The sequence below is a fragment of the Roseateles sp. P5_D6 genome (assembly GCF_054049415.1).
The window spans coordinates 116226-137849 of record NZ_JBFUMK010000015.1; the positions used below are offsets into that span (position 1 = coordinate 116226).

The 21624-nt window shown below is 69.0% G+C and carries 17 protein-coding genes; 11 read left to right on the top strand and 6 right to left on the bottom strand.

Translation table 11 applies throughout. From position 1 onward, the window contains the following. From ACXJKM_RS20290 to ACXJKM_RS20315, 6 genes are read right to left on the bottom strand one after another with little or no spacing between them, the layout of a single operon-like run. On the bottom strand, positions 1-1026 hold the full coding sequence (locus ACXJKM_RS20290) for a WD40/YVTN/BNR-like repeat-containing protein (protein WP_457354736.1): 1026 nt from the start codon (positions 1024-1026) through the stop codon (positions 1-3). Next, a complete protein-coding gene (locus ACXJKM_RS20295; RefSeq protein WP_457354738.1) occupies positions 1026-2384 on the bottom strand; it encodes a DUF1329 domain-containing protein in 1359 nt (452 codons plus the stop codon). Before ACXJKM_RS20295 ends, ACXJKM_RS20290 begins: the two co-directional genes overlap by 1 nt. Positions 2385-2404: 20 nt before the next feature. Then, a complete protein-coding gene (locus tag ACXJKM_RS20300; RefSeq protein WP_457354740.1) occupies positions 2405-4141 on the bottom strand; it encodes a DUF1302 domain-containing protein in 1737 nt (578 codons plus the stop codon). Between the two features lie 50 nt (positions 4142-4191). Further along, positions 4192-5451: an MFS transporter gene (locus tag ACXJKM_RS20305; protein WP_457354742.1), complete on the bottom strand. Its 1260-nt coding sequence runs from the start codon at positions 5449-5451 to the stop codon at positions 4192-4194. Positions 5452-5477: 26 nt separating this feature from the next. Then, positions 5478-6245, bottom strand: coding sequence for a coniferyl-alcohol dehydrogenase (locus ACXJKM_RS20310; protein WP_457354744.1), 768 nt, complete (start codon positions 6243-6245; stop codon positions 5478-5480). 28 nt (positions 6246-6273) lie between these two features. Then, a complete protein-coding gene (locus ACXJKM_RS20315) occupies positions 6274-7737 on the bottom strand; it encodes a benzaldehyde dehydrogenase (RefSeq protein WP_056197465.1) in 1464 nt (487 codons plus the stop codon). A gap of 283 nt (positions 7738-8020) precedes the next feature. Between ACXJKM_RS20315 and ACXJKM_RS20320 the strand changes: the two genes are divergently transcribed. From ACXJKM_RS20320 to ACXJKM_RS20370, 11 genes are all read left to right on the top strand, one after another. Then, the gene (locus tag ACXJKM_RS20320; protein ID WP_056197466.1) at positions 8021-9823 is read left to right on the top strand and encodes a sigma-54-dependent Fis family transcriptional regulator; all 1803 of its coding nucleotides are present in this window, start codon (positions 8021-8023) and stop codon (positions 9821-9823) included. Positions 9824-10034: 211 nt separating this feature from the next. Further along, a complete protein-coding gene (locus ACXJKM_RS20325; protein WP_457354746.1) occupies positions 10035-11276 on the top strand; it encodes a thiolase family protein in 1242 nt (413 codons plus the stop codon). Then, a complete protein-coding gene (locus ACXJKM_RS20330; RefSeq protein ID WP_457354748.1) occupies positions 11273-12841 on the top strand; it encodes an acyl CoA:acetate/3-ketoacid CoA transferase in 1569 nt (522 codons plus the stop codon). Before ACXJKM_RS20325 ends, ACXJKM_RS20330 begins: the two co-directional genes overlap by 4 nt. Beyond that, complete coding sequence (locus ACXJKM_RS20335; RefSeq protein WP_457354750.1) at positions 12838-13653, top strand: crotonase/enoyl-CoA hydratase family protein; 816 nt, start codon at positions 12838-12840, stop codon at positions 13651-13653. Before ACXJKM_RS20330 ends, ACXJKM_RS20335 begins: the two co-directional genes overlap by 4 nt. After that, entirely contained in the window at positions 13650-15500 is a 1851-nt protein-coding gene (locus ACXJKM_RS20340; protein WP_457354752.1) for a feruloyl-CoA synthase, read from the top strand. The genes ACXJKM_RS20335 and ACXJKM_RS20340 overlap by 4 nt, the downstream gene beginning before the upstream one ends. A gap of 14 nt (positions 15501-15514) precedes the next feature. Beyond that, a complete protein-coding gene (locus tag ACXJKM_RS20345; protein WP_457354754.1) occupies positions 15515-16288 on the top strand; it encodes an SDR family NAD(P)-dependent oxidoreductase in 774 nt (257 codons plus the stop codon). 19 nt (positions 16289-16307) lie between these two features. Continuing rightward, a complete protein-coding gene (locus tag ACXJKM_RS20350; protein ID WP_457354756.1) occupies positions 16308-17336 on the top strand; it encodes a Rieske 2Fe-2S domain-containing protein in 1029 nt (342 codons plus the stop codon). After that, positions 17333-18289, top strand: a complete 957-nt coding sequence (locus tag ACXJKM_RS20355) for a PDR/VanB family oxidoreductase (RefSeq protein ID WP_457354758.1) — start codon at positions 17333-17335, stop codon at positions 18287-18289. Before ACXJKM_RS20350 ends, ACXJKM_RS20355 begins: the two co-directional genes overlap by 4 nt. 324 nt (positions 18290-18613) lie before the next feature. Further along, entirely contained in the window at positions 18614-19639 is a 1026-nt protein-coding gene (locus tag ACXJKM_RS20360; RefSeq protein ID WP_056197482.1) for an ROK family protein, read from the top strand. Positions 19640-19796: 157 nt separating this feature from the next. Next, the gene (xylA, locus tag ACXJKM_RS20365) at positions 19797-21113 is read left to right on the top strand and encodes a xylose isomerase (RefSeq protein ID WP_457354760.1); all 1317 of its coding nucleotides are present in this window, start codon (positions 19797-19799) and stop codon (positions 21111-21113) included. 35 nt (positions 21114-21148) lie between these two features. Beyond that, positions 21149-21624 (top strand): family 1 glycosylhydrolase (locus ACXJKM_RS20370; RefSeq protein ID WP_457354762.1); only part of this gene is annotated, 476 nt, incomplete at its 3' end.

The window sequence follows — 21624 nt, forward strand, 5'->3', positions numbered from 1 at the left end:
TCAGGGAGTGGGTGACGCGCGGCGGGTGCCGCGCAGGCTGGCGATGACCCAGGCGCCGTCTGGTGCGGCGGCCAGGCCGGCGGCGGGCAAGGGTCCGGCGGGAGGCGGCTGGCGCGTAAACGTGCGGCCGTCGTCGGTGCTGGTGAAGAGCTCGCCAGTCTGGGTCAGCAGCGTCAGCCCGCCGCGCCGTTCGATGCCGGCCTGCAGGCTCAGCGGCGTGCCGAGCTCGACCTTGTCCCAGTTGGCGCCCGCATCACCGGAGCGGTAGACGCTGCCGCGCAGGCCGTAGGCCAGCAGCGTGCCGGAATGCGAGACCAGCAGGCCGAAGAAGCTGCCCTTGTAGGGCGAGGCCAGGGCCGTGAATGTGGCGCCGCCGTCGCTGGAGCGCAGCAGCAGGCCTTGTTCGCCGGCGATGAACCATTGCCCGTCGACGACGCGAACGCCGTAGAGATGCAGGCCGCGCGGGTTGGTGGCGCGGGTGGGCAGCGGCTGCCAGCTGGCGCCACCGTCACGCGTGACCATGGCCAGGCCGTAGGCGCCGACGGCGATGGCCTGGCGGGCGTCTATGGCCTCAAGGTCGAACCAGGGCTTGTCGGCGCCCTCCTCCACCATGCGCTGCGCGGCGCGGCGGCCGGCGTCGTCGGTGGCTGCGGCCAACAGGGCCTGCGCGGCCTGCAGGCCGTCCAGCTGCTTGTGCCAGGTCTTGCCGCCATCGCTCGTCTTGAGGATGACGCCGAGATGCCCGGCGGCCCAGCCGTTGTTGGCATCGACGAAGCGCAGCGCCGTGAGGCCCGAGCGCACCGGCACCGCAGCCTGCTGCCAGGCCTTGCCGCCGTCATCCGACCACAGCACCGTGCCGCGTTCACCGGCTGCGACGAGGCGCTCACCGGCGCGGGCGACGGCCAGCGTCGCCGCGCTGAGCGCCTTGGGGCTGATCAGCGCCGGCTCGGACAACGCGGCCGGCGCCGGTGCGGCGGCCTGGGCGGACACCGCACAGGCCAGCGCGAGGAACGCCAGCCTGCGCATTACCTGGCCCCTTCGTTGGCGAGCTCTTCGGGGCTGAAGAAGCTGCGCGGCAGCGGTGCGACGATCTTGTACTGGCTGGCCAGTTCGTTGCTGGCCATGTTCAGGTAGTAGGCGCCGGTCTGCAGGTCGTAGCCGCCCCAGAACATGCTGCCGATGACGGCCGGGATGTCCGGCGCCAGCAGGGTCAGCGTGTAGTTGGTGCGCCAGAGCTCGCCCTTGGCATCCCAGCCGTCGAACAGGATGATCTGCCAGCTGTCCTCGTCGATGTAGTACTTGCGCTTGGGCACGACATGGCGCTTGCCCTCGGCCAGCGTGGCCTCGACTTCCCAGACGCGGTGCAGCTCCCAGCGCACGACGCTCGGGTTCAGCGTGTTGGGGGTGACGAGGTCCGCCACCTTGGCCGCTGCCGCCCGGTTGTTGTTGTAGGGGATGAAGAGCTCGCGCTTGCCGACCAGCTTGAGGTTGTGCTTGTCGCTGGGGCCGAAGAGCATGAAGGCTTCGTCGAAGAGGCCGATGCCCGAGGTCACCGAGTCGGGCGTGTCGTAGGCCACCGACGGCGCCTTGCGCACGCGGCGCTGGCCCACCAGGTATTGCCACAGGCCGCGCGGGTTGCCGGCATTGAGGTTGTCGTGAGCGAGGATGGCCTCGCCCGCCTTGGAGCCGGGCTCGCTGACGACGAACTTGCCCAGGCCCGCATAGCCGTCGAACTTCTCCAGGCTGCCCTCAGGGTCGTAGAACTGCCGGCGAAAGCTCTGCGTACCGCCGGAGGCCATCGCGCGCTTGCCGTCGGCCGTCACGACCCAGACGCGCACCGGCGCCTGCGCATAGGTGCCGACCCAGGCGAGGCGGTGGTTCTGGAACACCTCATAGCCGTCCTTGGGGATGGGGAACGGCGTGCCGCCATAGGCGCCTTCGGTGCCCTGGCCGTTGTCGACCAGCTTGGCGCGCGTGGCGTTCTTGAAGGTGTTGTCGTAGACCCATTGCGGCGCGGCGGCCGTGCGGTGGGTCGGGTAGACGTCGATGCGGAAGTCGGGGTACTTCTTCATCAGCGCCTTGACGCCATCGCTCAGCTTGGCGTCGTACTGCGCCATGTTCTTGGCGCTGATGCTGTACAGCGGCTTCTCGGCGGCGAAGGGGTCGGGCCTGGCGTCGCCGGCCTTGAAGCCGGCGGCCGCCTTGGTCAGGCCGCCGTCCCACGTGGGGATCGTGCCGTCCTTGTTGGCGGCGCGCTCGGCGCCCAACGGGGTCAGCGTGGTCTTGAGCTTGGCGGCTTCGTCGGCCGACACGGCGGCGAGGGCCGGGCCGGCCAGCAGCAGGGCGGTGGCCAGCAGCGTGGCCTTGAGATGAGTGCGGTTCATGTGAAGTGCTCCGTGGGGCTTCAGAAAGTGCGCGAGACGGTGAAGCTGACGTTGGCGCGGTCGCGCAGCGACTGGCCGAACGTGAGCTGGCGCGGCGAGCCGCTGCCGGCGACGAGGGTCTCGGTGAAGGTCTTGGCGGTGCCGAAGAAGTCGCTGTAGGTCAGCGCGAAGTTCCAGTCGTTCTGGTACTTGCCCTTGACGCCGATGCTGTAGTCGCCCGCGCTGGCCGCGCCGCCGGCGAAGTTGGCGATGGACGAGGAGCGCCCGCCAAAGTTGTAGCCCAGGCCGATGGGCACGGACAGGTCCAGCCCCGGCAGCACCTGGAAGTACTGCGGCTCGAACAGCATGCGGAAGGCGAAGGCGCCCTTGGTGGTGTTCGGGTCCAGGCCGCCAATGCCCATGCTGGCGCCGGTCGGCGTCGCAAAGATGTCCTTGGTGATGCTGAGCCGGTGGTTGTAGGCCAGCTCGGCCACCAGAGCACCGCCCTGCCACAGCGCGCCGGGTTGCAGCACGTAAATGCCCGAAGCCTGCAGGTGGGCCGTGCGGCCGACGGCGAAGCAGGGGTTGGCGCTGCCGCCGCAGGCCAGCACGGGGCCCAGGCCCAGCACGGCGGGGTCGCTGTTCAGCGGCGCGTTCCAGCGCACCGAGCCTTCAACGGCCCAGTTCAGCTGGCCCACCGACGACGTGACACTGGCGCCGACCGTCTTGATGTCGTCACCGTAGGCGAGGTGCACGTTGCCGTTGACGAAGTCGAACACCGGCACGGCCGGCGTCTTGTCGTGGTACTGCGCCGCGTAGAGGCCGAACTCGTAGTCGCCGCCCGTCGGGCTGAGGCGGAGCTGCACGCCGCCCTGCCCCGAGTTGCGTGGCCGCAGGTCCTTGCTCTTGTCGTAGCTCAGCAGGATGGGCGCGCCCTGCGGCGTCAGGCCGAAGTTGACGGTGCCCGTGCCGACGTAGTCCTGATTGGAGAAGAAGCTGCCAACGCCCGGGATCTTGCTCGGCCGCCACTTGAGCTGGTAGTAGGCGCCCAGCGAGATGCCTTCGGCGATCTGCAGCGAACCCGAGATCTGCTCGACCGGCAGCAGCACTTCCTTGAACTGCCAGCCGGGCACGGACACGATCTTGGCGACGTCGACCGGCCCCTGCGCGTTGGCAATGCCGTTCTGGCCGAAGAACAGGCTTTCGCCCCATTGCAGCGTGTGGCGGCCGATGCGCACCGTGCTCTTCATGCCACCGACCTCGCCCTTCACGTAGACGAAGGCGTCGAGGAACTCACCGCTTTGGCCATGCTGGCGGCGGGTGTCGGGCAGGAAGTCGTTGCTGGCCTGGCCGCCAAAGGTGTTGGACGTCGGGATCACCGGGCCGAGGGCATGGCCGCCGGCATACAGCGCGGTGCCGGCATAGCTGTTCTGGCGCAGATAGACCGAGTCGCGCCAGGCGTTGCCGCTCACTCGGGCACCCCAGCCGGGGCCGGCGAGGTCGATCTCGGCCAGCAGGTCGAAACGGTTGGAGATCTGGCCGCGCTTGAAGTTGTGGTCGCCGTCGTCCTCATTGACGGTGCCGGGGTCCTTGGCCACGTCCAGCCGCGTCAGCGCGTCGGACGGGTTCTTCAGCCGCACGGCGGTGCTGTACTTGGGCGTCAAGTCCAGGCGCAGCTTGTAGTCGCTGCTGGGCAACTCGATGTCAAAGGCGTGGGAAGCGGTGGGCAGGGCGAGCGCTGCCGCTACCGCCAGCGCATGGCGGGTATGTCTTGTCATGTTGTCTCCGGTTTTGTAGAAATCTCGGGCTCACCGGCCCGTGCGGGAAATCAGAGTGAGGTCGAGGTCAGCCCGCCCTCCACGGGCAGGCCGCTGCGCTGCTGGCGACACGGCGCGGTTTCCAGCAGGAACAGCGACGCGATGGCCCCGCAGATGAAGCCCGCGAGGGCAACGTGCAGCGTGGCGGGCAGGCCGTGGTGCTGGGCCACATAGCCCGCCAGGACGGGTGCCAGCCCGCCGCCGAAGATCTCGCCCGCGCCCGACACGAAGCCGACCGACGAAGCGATGAGCCCAGCCGGGGCCGCCTCGGTGGCGATGGGCCCCGAGATCAGGCCGAGCAAGCCCAAGGCGCACACCGACAGGCCGAACAGCAGGGTGAACAGCATCTGCGGGTTGGCGCCGGTCTGCCCGAAGGCATACAGCAGCACGGCCGAGCCGATGAAGGCACTGATCGCAACGGGCTTGCGGCCGATGCGATCCGACAGGGCCGACAGGCCGAAGGACCCGACAAAGCCGCCGAAGCCGATGGCCGACACCACGTAGCCCATCTCCTGCGTGCTGAGCTTGAGCACATGCTCCAGGTAGATCGGCACCATCGCGCTGATGACGAAGATGCCGGCCATGGCGCACAGCACGGCCAGCGTGGCCAGCAAGACATTGCGCGAGCGCAGCAGCGTGCTCCAACGCGGCGCCGGGGCGGCGGCGGCCCCGGGTGCGCGTGCCGGCGGCGCATCGCCGCGCAAGGTGCGCGCGATCAACACCGCAACGACCAACCCCGGCAGCGCCGACACCATGAACACCCAGTGCCATGACGGCAGCACCTGCAGCAGCTGCGTGGCGATGATGGGCGCGAAGCCCAGGCCGAGCAGCGAGAACATGCTCAGTTGCAGCCCCTGGTTCAGCCCGCGCCGCGCGGGCAGCGAGGCCTCGCCCGTGGCGGCGATGCTGGCCGGCGTGAACGCGCCTTCGGCCACGCCCATGACGGCACGGATCAACATCAGGCTGGCGAAACCGCTGGCCAGGCCCGACAGGCCCGACAGCAGCGAGAACGCCACCATCGTCGTCACCAGGATCTTCTTGCGACCGATGCTGTCCGACAGCCGCCCCATCAGGATGGCCCAGGCCCCCCAGGTGAGGCTGAGGACGCCGATCAGGGTGCCCAGTTGCTGGTAGTCCAGCCCCAGGTCTTTCATGATGTGAGGGAACAGCGGCGCGATGATCCAGCGGTCCAGCCCGACCAGGCCGAAGCCCAGTCCCATCAGCACGAGCGTCTTGCGCTCGTAGCCCGTGTCGTGCGGGGGGTGTTGCATGTGTGTCTCCTCGATGCGCGGGAGGGTCAGTAGTAGGTGGAGGCCAGGCCGCCATCGACGGGCAGGTTGACGCCGCTGATCCAGCGCGACTCGTCGGCGCACAGGAAGGCCACCACCGGCGCGACCTCGTCGGCCAGTGCCGGGCGCTTGATGCGGTGCGAGTCCTTCTGCACGCGCTCCTCGCCGAGCATCTGCACGAAGTCGCCGAGGATGGGCGTCAGCACCGGGCCGGGCGCGACGCAGTTCATGCGCACGCCGCTGCCCAGGAACCATTTCTGCGACTGGGTCAGGGTCCAGACGATCAGCGCTTCCTTGAAGTACTGGTAGCAGGTCTCCTGCGGCACCGGCTTCTTCGCGAGGAAGGCCAGGCCGGCCTCGAAGTTCGGCGTCTCGGCCAGCGCCTTGTGCAGGTCCAGCCGCGCCGGCCACTCGGCGCCGAGGATGGAGGCGATGTTGACGATGGCGCCGCCCTGGGGCAGGCGCTCCATCGCGCGGGTGCAGAGGTGGCGCAGGCCGAGGTAGTTGACGCGGGCCACCAGGTCCACCGGCGCGGTGCCGGGCACGCCGGCGATGTTGCACAGCGCGTCGAAGCGCTCGGGCAGCAGCTTGAAGGCGGCGTCGATGGCGGCCTGCTCGGACAGGTCGGCCTTGATGAAGCCGTCCAGCGTCAGCAGCGGCTCGTTGCGGTCCACGCCGATGACGCGGGCGCCCTTGAGGCGCAGGAAGCGCGCGGTCTCGGCGCCGATGCCGGAGCTGACGCCGGTGATGACGATGGTCTTGCCTTGGAAGTTCATGCTTGTCTCCTGTTGGTTTGTTGTCGCGTCAGAACGGGAATTGAGGAGGCGTGTCTTTCACGGTCAGCCACTGCCAGGTGCTGAACTGCTCCCAATCGCCGGGGCCGCCGTGCGAGTTGCCGTTGCCGGCGATGCCGGGGCCGCCGAAGGGGTTGACCGCGTCGTCGTTGACGGTCTGGTCGTTGATGTGGACCATGCCGGCGCGCAGCTGGTTGCCCACCGCCAGGGCGCGACCCACGGACTTGGAGATCACGCCCGCCGCCAGGCCGCCATGGCCGGTGTTGGCCAGCGCCACGGCCTCCTCGTCGGTCTTGAAGGTGACGAGATTGACGACCGGGCCGAAGGTCTCGTCGTCGAAGGCCGGCATGCCGGGCTTCACGCCGGCCAGCACGGTCGGCTTGTAGAAGAGGCGGTCGTAGCTGCCACCGGCCAGCAGCTGGGCGCCGGCCTTGACGCTGGCCTGCACGGCGGCGTGCACGCGGTCGCGCTGGCGCTCGTCGATCAGGGGCCCAAGGGCAACCTGGCCGGTCGCGCCGTCGCCCACGGGCAGGTGCTGGGCCTTGGCCACCAGGCGCTCGGTGATGGCCGGCGCGATGGATTCGTGCACCAGCACGCGGTTGCTGGCCATGCAGATCTGGCCTTGGTGCAGCCAGGCGCCCCAGGCGATGTTGCTGGCGGCGAGGTCGAGGTCGGCGTCATCGAGCACGACGAGCGCATTGCTGCCGCCGAGTTCCAGCGAGACCTTCTTCAGGTGCCGCCCCGCCAGTTCGCCGATGCGCCGGCCCACGCCGGCCGAGCCGGTGAAGGAGATCATCGCAACGGCCGGGTCGGTGACGAGCGCCTCGCCCACATCGGCACCGCCGGGCAGCACGTGCAGCAGGCCGGCGGGCAGGCCGGCGGCCTCGAAGACCTGGGCGATCATGAAACCGCCGCTGACCGGCGTGCGCGGATCGGGCTTGATGATGACGGCGTTGCCTGCGGCCAGCGCCGGGGCGACGACGCGCAGCGTCAGGATGAGCGGGAAGTTGAACGGCGAGATGACGCCCACGACACCCAGCGGCACGCGCCGGGCGATGGACATGCGGCCCGGCGTGCTGGGCAAGACCTGGCCCTGCGACTGCAGCGGCATGGCGGCGGCGATCTGGCAGAAGGCGATGGCCTCGCGCAGCTCGTGCTGGCCCTTGGGCAGGATGGCGCCGCTCTCGCGGGTGACGAAGAGCGCCAGTTCGTCGAAATGCTGCTGGAACAGCTGGGCGGCGCGCAGGAAGACGGCGGCGCGCTCGCGCGGCGGCAGCGCAGCCCAGGCGGCCTGGGCGGTGGTGGCGGCAAGGGTCGCGGGCGGCACGTCGGCGGCCACGGCGCGGCCGGTGCGCACCAGCACGGCGCCCGTCGCGGGCTCGATCAGGTCGGCGGCCTGCGAGGCGGCGCGCCAGCCGCTGCTGTACAGGTGTTCACGCCACAGCGTGGGGTCGAGTAGGGGCTGAGGGGTCATGGCGGGGCTGCTGAGGTGGGTTGCGAAAAGCGCGAACTCGGTGCTCGCTTGCCCACTTGCAGTGCAACGCGTGTGCCACGCCGTGCCAGCGCGCCGCGCCACCGAGGTGCACCACTGCGCCACGACAGATCGTTTTCAGAGTGAAAACATCGACCTCCCTCGGGACTTTCCCTGGCCCCGGAAAAAATGCACCAAACGCGGGTTATCCCCCGACATTGATATTTATCAAATGAAAACAATTCGAGGGAGTGACAAGCCGCCGACCTGCTCAATTCATCACCTCATGACCAAGCTACCTCGCATCTCCCTGGCCGAAGTGGCCCGCCAGACCGGCACCATGCTGAAGCGGGGCGACAGCAAGCACTTCGTCGAGGACCAGGCGCCGACGATGGGCGACCTGACCGAGTCGCTGTTCTTCTCGCCCGGCGATGGCCGCATCTGGCTGAACGACCAGCGCATGCTGTTGCTGCACAGCTCCTCCGTCGGTCACCTGCGCCGCGAGCTGATCGACACCCTCGGCATGGAGCGAGCGCGCGGCCTGCTGACGCGGGCCGGCTATGTGTCCGGCGCCCGCGACGCCCAGCTCGTGCGCGAGCGCTGGCCCAATGCCGACGCGGCCAACGTCTTCATGGCCGGCACGCGGCTGCATGCACTCGAAGGCGTGGTCAAGGTGACGCCGCTCGCCTTCGACTTCGACATCCACCGCGGCACCTACGAGGGCGAGTTCCTGTGGGAGCACTCCAGCGAAGACGATGAGCACATCAGCGCCTACGGTGTCGGCACCGAGGCCGCCTGCTGGTCGCAGGTGGGCTATGCCACCGGCTACGTGACCAGCCTGTTCGGCCAGCTCGTGATCTTTCGCGAGATCGAGTGCCGTTCGATGGGCGCCAGCGCCTGCCGCGTGATCGGCCGCCACGCTGCGGCCTGGGGTGACATCAGCGAAGACCTGCGCTATCTCGAAGCCAAGGAATTCCATCGCCTGAACGCCGCCGAGTCCGCGCCCGCCGAGGCGCCGGCGGCCGCCACTCCCGCAGGCTCGGATGAACGGCCCAGCGCCGAGCGCCACGACATCGTCGGCGCGTCGTCGGCCTTCACGTCCGCCTGCCATCAACTGGCCCGCGTGGCCGGCACGCGCGCCACGGTGCTGTTCACCGGCGAGTCGGGTGTCGGCAAGGAGGCCTTCGCGCACCGGCTGCACCGCATCAGCGCGCGCGCCGCCCAGCCCTTCGTGGCCGTGAACTGCGCCGCCATTCCCGAGACGCTGATCGAGAGCGAGCTCTTCGGCGTCGAGCGCGGCGCGTTCACCGGCGCCAGCCAGTCACGCCCGGGGCGCTTCGAGCGGGCGGACGGCGGCACGCTGTTCCTCGACGAGATCGCCACGCTCAGCCTGGTCAGCCAGGGGAAGCTTTTGCGCGCGCTGCAGGAGGGCGAGGTCGAACGGGTGGGTGGCACGCGCACGTTGCAACTGGACGTGCGCGTCGTCGCCGCAACCAACGTGGACCTGCAGGCCGAGGTGCGCGCCGGGCGCTTCCGCGAGGATCTTTTCTACCGCCTGAACGTCTACCCCATCCACCTGCCGCCGCTGCGCGAGCGGCGCGACGACATYCCSCTGCTGATGACGCATTTCCTGCGTCGCGAAGCGCAACGCCACGGTCGCCACCCGACCGGCTTCACGCCACGCGCCGTGCGGGCCATGCTGCACTACGCCTTCCCGGGCAACATCCGCGAGCTGCAGAACCTGGTGGAGCGCGGCGTCATCTCGGCCGAGGACGACCAGGCCATCGACGTGGCCCACATGTTCCGCCGCGAACAGCTCAGCGATGAGGCCCTGCTGACCATCGGCGCCCATGGCACGCTGCAAAAGGCGGCCGCGCCGCCGCCGCGCCTGCTCGACCTGCTCGGCGAGGCCCTGCAAACCGGCGGGGCCGGCCATGTCGAGCTGGACGCCATCGAGCGCCAGCTGCTGCAGGAAGCCACCGAGGCCGAGAACGGCAACCTGGCTGCGGCTGCCCGTCGGCTGGGCATCACGCGGGCGCAACTGGCCTATCGGCTGCAACGCGCCGCCCAGCCGCCTTCACCTGGTTGAAGTGCGCAGATCAGTTGTTTTAACAAATCAATTGCCAGCACCGCGACGAGTGAAGACTCGGCCCGCCGCGAGCGAACGGCTGCACTTATAAGGTTGATCTCGTCGATTCAAGGATCAAGTTGTCGGTGCAAACCCTAGATGCAGTCCTGATGATTTAGTTAATACTGTTAATCATCAACAGCCTCGAAGCTGGCCTGCGCCAGCCGCACCCATGTCCGACTTCTCCGCCCGATTCGACGACCACTGGCTGCTCGGTGGCGCGCGCACGCCCTGGGTCGATTACTGCGGTGCGCTCGCCGAGGTCTCGCCCATCGATCTCGGCATCAAGGCGGCCCGCGCCGCGCTGGAGCGTACGGGCGTGCCGGGCAGCGCGGTCGACTCGGTCGTCACCGCCTCCATGGCGCAGGCCTCGTTCGACGCCTACATGCTGCCGCGCCACGTCGGCCTTTATGCCGGCGTGCCCATCGAGGTGCCGGCCATCCTCGTGCAACGCATCTGCGGCAGCGGCTTCGAGATCATTCGCCAGGCGGCCGACCAGATCACCCTCGGCTACGCCAGCCTCGCGCTCGTCGTGGGCGCGGAGTCGATGTCGCGCAACCCGATCTGCGCCTACACCCACCGCAGCGGCTTCAAGCTCGGCGCGCCGGTCGAGTTCAAGGACTTCCTCTGGGAGGCCCTCGACGACCCTGCGGCCAAGGTCTCGATGATCCAGACGGCCGAGAACCTGGCGAAGAAGTACGGCATCACCCGCGCCGAGGTCGACGCCTATGCCGCCGCCTCCTTCGAGCGCGCGCTGCGTGCCCAGACCGACGGCTTCCTCGCGGGCGAGATCGCGCCGGTGACGAGCGAGCGTTTCGAGCTGGATGGCTACGAAGCGCGCGGCATCAAGCTGCCACGCAAGGTGGCCGCGGCGGACCGTGACACCCATCCCCGCCCCTCGTCGCCCGAAGCGCTGGCGGCCTTGCGCACGGTCTACGAAGGCGGCGTGCAGACGGCTGGCAACTCGGCAGCCCTGGTCGACGGCGCCGCGGCTGTCGTCGTCGCCTCGGGCGCGCAGGTGCGCGACCGCGGGCTGAAGCCTATCGCCCGGCTGCGCGGCGCGGCAGCGGCGGGCGTGCCGCCCGAGATCATGGGCATCGGCCCGGCGCCGGCCATCCGCGCTCTGTTGAAGCGCTGCGAGCTGAAGCTGTCGGACATCGACCTCTTCGAGATCAACGAGGCCCAGGGCGCCCAGACCCTGGCCTGCGTGAAGGAGCTCGGCCTGGACCTGACCAAGCTCAACGTCAACGGCGGCTCCATCGCCCTTGGCCACCCGCTCGCCGCCACCGGCGTGCGCCTCACCCTCACCGCGGCCCGCGAGCTGCAGCGCCGCGGCGGCCGCTACGCCATCGTCTCCGCCTGCGTCGGCGGCGGCCAGGGCATGGCCTTGCTCATCGAGAACACACAAGCATGAAGATCATCACCGCCGACCAGGTCGGCCCCCTCGTCAAAGACGGCGCCACCCTCTTCCTCGGCGGCCTGGCCATGATGGGCCTGGCCGAAGAGGCGTTGCAGGGGCTGGAGCGCCACTTCCTCGCCACCGGCCACCCGCGCCAGCTCACCACCTGGGCCTGCGGCGCCATCGGCAACGCCGGCAGCGGCGGCATGGCCCATCTGGCCCACGCGGGCATGGTCAAGCGCGTCGTCGCCGGGCACTTCGGGCAGACCGGCAAGGCCATGATGGCCATGGTGCATGCCGGCGAAGTCGAGGCCTACAACTTCCCGCAGGGGTCGCTGTCCAGCCTCACGCGCCACATCGCCAGCCGCTCGCCGGGCCTGCTGACCAAGGTGGGCCTGGGCACCTTTGTGGACCCGCGGCTGGAAGGCGGCAAGCTCAACGCCGCCGCGCGCGAAGACCTCGTGCGCCTGGTCGAGTTCGAGGGCAAGGAGTGGCTCTTCCACCCCTCGCCGCGCATCGATGTCGCCTTCATCCGCGCCACCTACGCCGACGAGCGCGGCAACCTCAGCATGGACAAGGAAGGCGTGCTGCTGGAGCAGCTGTCCATCGCCCAGGCCGCGCGCGCCTGTGGCGGCATCGTCATCGCGCAGGTCGAGGCCGTGGTGGCCGCCGGCAGCCTGCACCCGAAGAGCGTCAAGGTGCCGGGCCTGGTGGTGGACTACGTCGTCGTCGCCAAGCCCGAGAACCATCTGCAGACCATTACGACGGCCTTCAACCCGGCCTTCAGCGGCGATGTGCGCGTGCCGCTGGGCAGCATGCCGGCCATGCCGCTGGACGAGCGCAAGGTCATCGCCCGCCGTGCCGCCATGGAGCTGCAGCCGGGTGCCGTCACCAACCTGGGCATCGGCATCCCGGCCGGCGTCCCGTCGGTGGCCGCCGAGGAGGGCGTGTCCGAGCTGCTCAACCTCAGCGTGGAGTGCGGCGTCAACGGCGGCGTGCCGGCCCAGGGCGGCGACTTCGGCATGGCCTACAACCCCGAGTCCATCATCGAGCAGGGGTCGCAGTTCGACTTCTACGACGGCGGCGGGCTGGACTGCAGCTTCCTCGGCCTGGCCCAGACCGACCGCCACGGCAACGTCAACGTCAGCAAGTTCAACGGCCGGCCCGTGGGCTGTGGTGGCTTCATCAACATCACGGCCTCCACGCCTCGCCTCGTGTTCTGCGGCAGCTTCACCGCTGGCGGCGTGGACCTCGCCGTGGCCGATGGCCAGCTGCACATCCGCCAGGAGGGCCGCGCGCGCAAGTTCGTCGAGCAGGTCGAGCAGATCACCTTCAACGGCCGCGATGCCGCACGGCGTGGCCAGGAGGTGCTGTTCGTCACCGAGCGCGCCGTGTTCGCGCTGCGCCCTGAAGGCCTGGAGCTGACCGAGATCTCACCCGGCATCGACCTCGAGCGCGATGTGCTGGCCCACATGGAATTCCGCCCGCTGATGCGCGACGTGAAGACCATGGACGCCGGCCTCTTCCAAGCACACTGGGGCGGCCTGGCCGCCGCTCTCTCCAAGCAGACCCACGAATGAACGCCGCCACCGACTTCCTCCCCGCCAGCGGCCTGCTGGCCCAGCTCGACCTGCTGCGCATCGAGCATGCCGGCGCCGTCACGCACCTGTGCCTGAACCGCCCGGCCAAGCGCAACGCCATCAACGAAGAGCTGATGCGCCAGCTGCACACCGCCCTGCTCAACCTGCCGGTGTCGACCAAGGCCCTGGTCATCAGCGGCGAGGGCAGCCACTTCTGCGCCGGCCTGGACCTGTCGGACCTCAGCGAGCGCAGCGTCGCCGAGGGCGTGCTGCACTCGCGCGGCTGGCATGTCGTCATGGACGCCATCCAGTTCTGCCGCGCGCCGGTCGTGGCTGCGGTGCATGGCGCCGTGGTGGGTGGTGGGCTGGAGTTGGCGGCCGCCGCGCACATCCGCGTGGCCGACGAGACCGCCTACTTCGGCCTGCCCGAAGGCCAGCGCGGCATCTTCGTCGGCGGCGGCGGCTCGGCCCGCATCCCGCGCCTGGCCGGCGTGGCCTGCATGACCGACATGATGCTGACCGGCCGTGTGCTGGACGCCAACGAGGGCGAACGGCGCGGCCTGGTGCAGTACGTCGTGCCGGCCGGCCAGGCTGTTGCCAAGGCCATCGAACTGGCCGGCCGCATCGCGCAGAACGCGCCGCTGTCCAACTTCGCCGTGACCCAGGCCCTGCCGCGCATTGCCGACCTGTCGCAGGCCGACGGCCTCTTCATGGAGTCGCTGATGGCGGCCATCGCCCAGGGCGACGACGTGGCCAAGCAGCGCCTGCAGGACTTCCTGCAGAAGCGCACGCCCAAGGTCGTCAAGTCATGAAGCCGCGCTACCGCCCGGTCGCCATCGGTGGCTGCCTGGACAACGCCAGCGTCGAGCACCGCGCCGACGGCGGCTTCGTGCTGCGCTCAACCGAGCCGCTGGCGGCCTACCCGGGACATATGGGCGAGCGTCTGTTGCACTGGGCACAGGCGGCGCCGGACCGGCTGCTGGCAGCGCAACGCGAGGCGAACGGCGGCTGGCGCTGCATCAGCTACGCCGAGATGGTCGAGCGGGCACGCTCCCTCGGCCAGGCCTTGCTGGACCGTGGCCTGGGCGTCGAAAAACCCCTGGTCATCCTGTCCGACAACGACCTGGAGCACCTCAGCCTGATGCTGGGCGCCATGTGGGCCGGCATCCCCAGCGTCAGCATCTCGCCGGCCTATTCGCTGGTCTCGACCGACCACGGCCGCCTGCGCCACATCCTCGCCAAGGCCACGCCGGGCGCGGTCTACGCGGCGGACGCGGGCTATGCCCGCGCAATCGAGGCCACGGTCACGGCGGACACCCGCGTCATCCTCGGCGAGGGCCGGCTCGAAGGCCGGGCCACCGAGCGCTTTGCCGACCTGCTCGACACGCCACCCGGCCCCACGCTCGACGCCGCCCACGCGCAGATCGGCCCCGACACCATCGCCAAGCTGATGTTCACCTCGGGCTCGACCAAGGCGCCCAAGGGCGTGGTCATGACCCAGCGCATGTGGTGCGCCAACCAGCAGATGACGCTGCAGGCCATGCCCTTCCTGGCCGAGCAGCCGCCCGTGGTGCTGGACTGGCTGCCGTGGAACCACACCTTCGGCGGCAACCACAACCTGGGCCTGGTGCTCTACAACGGCGGCAGCCTCTACATCGACGAGGGCAGGCCCGTGCCGGGCCGCTTCGAGGCCACGCTGCGCAACCTGCGCGAGGTGGCGCCGACGATGTTCTTCAACGTGCCCAAGGGTTATGACGAACTCGTCTCCGCGCTGCAGGCCGATGCCGCGTTGCGCGACCACTTCTTCAGCAGGCTGCAGTTGGTCGAGTGCGGCGGCGCGGGGCTGCCGCTGAAGACGCTGGACGCCTTCAACCAGCTCGCCGAAGCGGCCATCGGCCAGCGCATCCGCCTCGCCGCCGGCCTGGGCATGACCGAGACCGCGCCCACCTGCACCTTCGCCATTCCCGAGGAGGCGCGCGCCGGCTTCATCGGCTGGCCCGTGCCGGGCGTGGATGTCAAGCTCGTACCCATGGGAGACAAGGCCGAGGTGCGCTTTCGCGGCCCCAATGTCATGCCCGGCTATTGGCGCGAGCCCGAGCTGACGCAGGAAGCCTTCGACGATGAGGGCTACTACTGCACCGGCGACGCCGCCCGGCCCTGCGACCCCACCGACCCCACGCAGGGCCTGATGTTCGACGGCCGCATCGCCGAGGACTTCAAGCTCTCCACCGGCACCTTCGTCAGCGTCGGCCCGCTGCGCGCCCGCGTCATCGCACTGGGCTTCCCCTGCGTGCATGACGCCGTCGTCACGGGCCTCGGGCGCGATGAGATCGGCCTGCTGATCGTGCCGCGCGTGAACGAGGCCCGCCGCCTGGCCGAGCTGCCCGACAGCGCCCCCACCGCCGACGTGCTGAACCACTCGACCGTGCGTGCCTTCTTCGAGTCGCTGGCCAACCAGCTCTGGGCTCAAGGCACCGGCAGCGCCACCCGCCCGGCCCGGCTGCTGCTGCTGGCCGAGCCGCCGTCCATCGATGGCGGCGAGATCACCGACAAAGGCTCGATCAACCAGCGCGCCGTGCTGAGCCGCCGCGCGGCCCTGGTCGAGCTGCTGCACGAGGCCCCCGCCGGCCACCCTGACGTCATCACCCCAAACCGCTGACCCCGCTGAACACCATGAACATCTCTGGACAAACCGCCCTCGTCACCGGCGCCGGCTCCGGCCTCGGCGAAGCCGTGGCACGCGCCCTCGCGGCCCAAGGCGCCCGCGTCGCCCTGCTCGACATCAACGAAGCCGGCGCCCAGCGCGTGGCCGCCGACATCGGCGCCGACCGCGCGCTGGCGCTGCGCTGCGACATCACCGATGCGGCATCCGTCACCGCCGCGTTGGACGCAGCAGCCGCCGCCTTCGGCCCGGCCCGCATCCTGATGAACRTTGCCGGCATCGGCAGCGCCAAGCGCATCGTGCAACGCGACGGCTCGCCCGCGCCGCTGGAGGACTTCGAGCGCGTCGTGCGCATCAACCTCATCGGCACCTACAACATGACGCGCCTGGCCGTGAGCCGCATCGTGGCCCTCGCACCGTTGGCCGATGGCGAGCGCGGTGTCGTCGTCAATACCGCCTCGGTCGCCGCCTTCGACGGCCAGGTCGGCCAGGAGGCCTACTCGGCGTCCAAGGGCGGCATCGTCGGCATGACGCTGCCGCTGGCACGCGACCTGGCGCAGTTCGGCGTGCGCGTCTGCACCATCGCGCCGGGCCTGTTCGCCACGCCGCTGATGAAGGAGCTGCCCGAGGAGGTTCAGGCATCGCTGGCCGCGTCCATCCCCTTCCCCAAGCGCCTGGGCCTGCCCGAGGAGTTCGCCGCGCTGGCCGCCCACATCGTCGCCAACGGCCATCTCAACGGCGAGGTGATTCGCCTCGACGGCGCCCTGCGCATGGGCCCACGCTGAACCGGCCAGGAGCCCTCCCATGTTCATCACCAACACCTGGTACGTGGCTGCCCGCAGCGACGAGGTCGGCACCGCCAAGCCCCTGGGCCGCAAGGTCTGCAACCACGCGATGGCCTTCTTCCGCAACAGCGCCGGTAACGTCAGCGCGGTGGAGGACTTCTGCCCCCACCGCGGCGCGCCGCTGTCGCTGGGCAGCGTGCACGGCGACACCCTCGTCTGCGGCTACCACGGCCTGGCCATGGGCGGCGACGGCAAGACCGTCGCCATGCCCTGCCAGCGCGTGCGTGGCTTCCCCGCCATCCGCAGCTTCCCGGTCCATGAGGCGCATGGCTTCATCTGGGTCTGGCCGGGGGAGGCCACCCAGGCCGATGTGGCCCAGTTGCCCGCCTTCGAATGGCTGGGCAACCCCGCCTTCGGCTACGGCGGTGGGCTGTACACAATAGCCTGCGGCTACAAGCTGATGGTCGACAACCTGATGGACCTGACGCACGAGACCTATGTGCACGCCAACAGCATCGGCCAGAAGGAGATCGACGAGATCCCGTGCACGACGCGCGTCGACGGCGACCACGTCATCACCGAGCGCCATATGCAGGGCATCGAGGCGCCGCCGTTCTGGAAGATGGCCCTGCGCATGAACGGCCTGCCCGACGACCAGCCGGTGGACCGCTGGCAGATCTGCCACTTCACGCCGCCCAGCCACATCATGATCGAGGTGGGCGTGGCGCTGGCCGGCCAGGGCGGCTATGAGGCACCCGACGCAGTAAAGGCAGCGAGCTGGGTGGTGGACTTCATCACCCCCGAGACCGACACCTCCATCCACTACTTCTGGGGCATGGCGCGCAAGTTCAAGCCGCAGGACGAGGCGCTGACGGCCCAGATCCGCGAAGGCCAGGGCAAGATCTTTGCCGAAGACCAGGAGATGCTGGAGCGCCAGCAGCTCAACCTGCTCGCCTGGCCGCAGCGCCAGCTGCTGATGCTCAACATCGACGGCGGCGGCGTGCAGTCGCGCAAGGTCATCGATCGCGTGATGGCAGCGCAGGCATGAGCGGACTGATCACGGTCCGCATCGAGGCCAAGACCGCGGTCGCGCAGAACGTCTGCGCCCTCACCCTCGTGGCTGCCGATGGTGGCGCCCTGCCCGCCTTCACGGCCGGCGCCCACCTCAACGTCCACCTGCCCGGCGGCATCGTTCGTCAGTACTCGATCAGCAACGACCCCACAGAGGCCGACCGCTATGTGCTGGGCGTGCTGCTCGAAGCGTCATCGCGCGGCGGTTCGCGAGCGGTGCACGAGGTGTTGAGCCCGGGGCAGACGCTGCAGATCAGCGCACCGAAGAACCACTTCCCGCTGGCGGCGCAAGCCCGCCGCAGCCTGTTGATCGCCGGCGGCATCGGCATCACGCCCATCCTGGCAATGGCTCGCCAGCTCGCGGCTGATGGCGCGGACTTCGAACTCCACTACGCGGCGAGCAGCGCCGAGCGCATGGCCTTTCGAGCGGAGATCGAGGCGAGCGCCTGGGCTGGCGCTGCGCGTTTTCACGTGGCTGGCGACCGCCTCGACGTGCAAGCACTGCTGGCTACTCGCGATGCCGACACCCACGTCTACGTCTGTGGCCCCAAGCGGCTGATCGATGCGGTAGCCGACGCCGCGAAACGCCACGGCTGGCCAGAGGGTCGGGTCCACCATGAGTTCTTCGCGGGCGCGCCGGCGGCCTCGACCGGTCAGGACGGCCCATTCGAAATCGAACTTGCGCGCAGCGGCCGCGTGATCCTTGTTGGCGCCCATCAGACCGCCGCCCAGGCCCTCATCGCCGCGGGCGCACCCCTGCTGACCTCCTGCGAGCAAGGCGTCTGCGGCACCTGCCTGACGCGGGTGATTGGCGGGGAACCCGAGCATCGCGACCTGTACCTCACGCCCGAGGAGCAGGCCGCAAACGACCAGTTCACGCCTTGCTGCTCACGGGCGCGCAGCAGTCGCCTGGTGCTCGATTTGGGTTGAGCCACCCCGGCGTTGGATTGACGACTTTTTCAGCGCCGGGCGCTGGCCATCCACGTCCAGCCCCCATTCGCGCAACGCCCCCTCGCTGACCTGCGCCGTGATGGCCTGATGGCCCACCCTGCGGCTGGCCGTGCCACGCGCCGCGACACTGTCGTCGGCGCCCACGACCGACCGTGAAGGCCGCACTGGCGCTCGGTCAGCATGGCGCAACCAACGATTGCTTTTTTGCTTTACTTTGTGCGTCGCTCAAATTAATATTTGGTCTGACCGCATTTGATAGAAAATAAAGCCCGGTCCGACCAAGCAAACGGAGGAGACAAACACGTGCTGGCCGAAGCGACGGGGAGCCAACAGCTGCTGAAGACCGATCTCACACCTCTGCTCCTCATTGGCGCAGAGGTTGGCATTGAGTCCGTGCGCACTGTCGCCACTTCGCTGGCGGGCGAGATTCAAGGTTGCGTGACCGCTCGCTACGGGGCCAGTCCGACCGCCGAGGCCTGCGTGGCCAGTCTCGCAAGCGCGCTACAGGACTTGCACAGGCAGGTCCGCCCTGGCCAGCAAGTCCTCGGCATCGGCATCGGGTTGCCGGGTAGCATCGACGAGGCGCAAGGCATCGTGAACTTCGCCCCCCATCTGGGCTGGCGTGACGTGCCCATCGCCGCACTATTGAGTGAGAAGCTTCGCGGCACCTCGCTCGCCGATGCCCCGCTGTTTGTGCAGAACGAAGCCGACATGGCCGCGCTGGGAGAACTGGAGTTCAACCCCACCCCTGACTCGGACCCGCTCTTGTATGTCTCCATCAACCAAGGCATCGCCGCTGGTGTCATCGTGGGAGGTCGTCTGCTGACTGGAAGCCGGGGATACGCAGAGGAGGTAGGTCATATGGTCCTGCAGTTCAATGGGCCTCTGTGTTCCTGCGGGCGGCGCGGTTGCGCTGAAGCCATGATCGCGACACGGGCCGTCCAGCGCGGCAGCGCCGGCACCGCCGTTCGACACTCGCTCGGCGAGGTGCGCGAACACCTTGCCTCAAAGGATCGCGAAACACTGAAAGCGGTCACCTCCGCTGGCCACCATCTGGGCATGCTGCTGCTGAATCTGGCGACCGCCTATGACCCGGGCTGCATCGTCCTTGGCGGCTCCGTCACCGAACTGGGCGCGCCATTCCTGCAGCCGGCGCTGGATGTACTGGACGCTCACAACACTTTCGGCAGTTCCGCCAGTCCGACGGTCCGCACCTCCCGGTTTGGCCTGAATGCCGTTGCCATTGGCGCGGCTGCACTGGTTCGCTACCGCCTGACGCACCCCGCCCTGCCTTCGGCAAACGGCGGCAGTGCCGTCACGGTCTCTTAGAAGGTCACTGATGTATCTCGGCATCGATCTCAGCTGCACCCAATCACCGTGACTGCCCTCTTCTCTCCCGACCCCGAACGCCATGCGCGCCTGGCCCCCCGCCTGGCGCGTTTCCGTGACCTCTACCGCCGCCTGCGCGGTGCCTGACCCCCGAGTTATGACGAGCTATTTCCACGCCATCGCCCCGATCCGCTTCGAGGGCGCCGACAGCCAGAATGACCTGGCCTTCAAGCACTACGACAAGGACCGCATCGTCCTGGGCCAGCGCATGGAGGACCACCTGCGCTTTGCCGTGTGCTACTGGCACAACTTCGTCTGGACGGGCCTGGACCCGTTCGGCGGCGCCACCTTCGAGCGCCCCTGGTTCCAGGGCGGCAGCCCGATGGAGCTGGCCAAGCTCAAGGCCGACGCSGCCTTCGAGTTCTTYGMSAAGCTSGGCGCGCCCTACTACTGCTTCCATGACCGCGACGTCGCCCCGGAAGGYGCCACGCCGCGCGAGAGCCACGAGAACTTCCTGCGCATGGTCGACGTGCTCGGCGAGAAGCAGCAGGCCACGGGCTTGAAGCTSYTGTGGGGCACGGCCAAYCTGTTCAGCCACCGCCGCTTCATGAGCGGYGCGGCCAGCAACCCCAACCCCGAGCTGTTCGCCATGGCCGCGCTGCAGGTGCGCGACGCGATGGACGCGACGCTGAAGCTCGGCGGCGAGAACTACGTGCTGTGGGGCGGCCGCGAGGGCTAYGAGACGCTSYTGAACACGCGCCTGGGCCAGGAGCTGGACCAGCTCGGCCGCTTCCTGAACATGGTGGTKGAGTACAAGCACAAGATCGGCTTCAAGGGCGCCATCCTCATCGAGCCCAAGCCGCGCGAGCCGTCCAAGCACCAGTACGACTTCGATACCGCSACCGTSTACGGCTTCCTSGTSCGCTACGGCCTGGAGAAGGAAGTSAAGGTCAACATCGAGGCCAACCACGCCACGCTGTCGGGCCACAGCTTCGAGCATGAGATCGCCACGGCMGGSGCSYTGGGCATCCTGGGCAGCCTGGACATGAACCGCGGYGACCCGCAGCTGGGCTGGGACACCGACCAGTTCCCCAACAACGTGCCGGAGACGGCSATCGCGCTGTACCACGTCATCCAGGCCGGCGGGCTGGGCTCGGGCGGGCTGAACTTCGACGCCAAGGTGCGCCGCCAGTCCATCGATGCCGAAGACCTGTTCCACGGCCACATCGGCGGCATGGACGTGTGCGCGCAGGCGCTGCTGATCGCCGAGAAGATGGTCAACGACGGCCGCCTGAAGGCCGCCGTGGACAGCCGCTACGCCGGCTGGGACGCGCCCGCCGGGCAGGACATCCTCAACGGCCGGCGTTCGCTGACCGAACTCGCCGACCAGGTGCTCGCCGCCAACACCGACGTGGCGCCCGTGTCCGGCCGCCAGGAAGTCTTCGAGAACCTGGTCAACCGCTTCTGCGGCTGACCGGCCTCGTTAAAACAACAGGCCGACGCCCTGCCATGACCCACGCTCTCCCATTGCTGCCCGACTTCGTTCCGGTCGCGCCCGCGACTGCCCGCCACACCGGAAGCGCCCCCTTCATCAAAGGTACCGCCGCGACACCCGGAAGTGCCTTGAGTAGCGAGGCGCGCAACAGCGCGATGCTGACCTACTCCAGCCCCTTCCCCGCCGACTTCGTCTTCGGTGTTGCCGCCGCCGCACCCCAGATCGAGGGCGCCGCCTTCACCGATGGCAAGGGCGAGTCCATCTGGGACCGCTTCTGCCGCACGCCCGGCAAGGTGCATGACGACGACACCCTGGACGTCGCCTGCGATCACTACAACCGCTTCGATGACGACTTCGCGCTGATGGCGTCGTTGGGCGTCAAGAACTACCGCCTGTCGCTGGCCTGGCCGCGCATCTATCCGAACGGCGACGGTGCGCTGAACCAGGCCGGCCTGGACTTCTATCACCGCCTCTTCGCCAGCATGAAGAA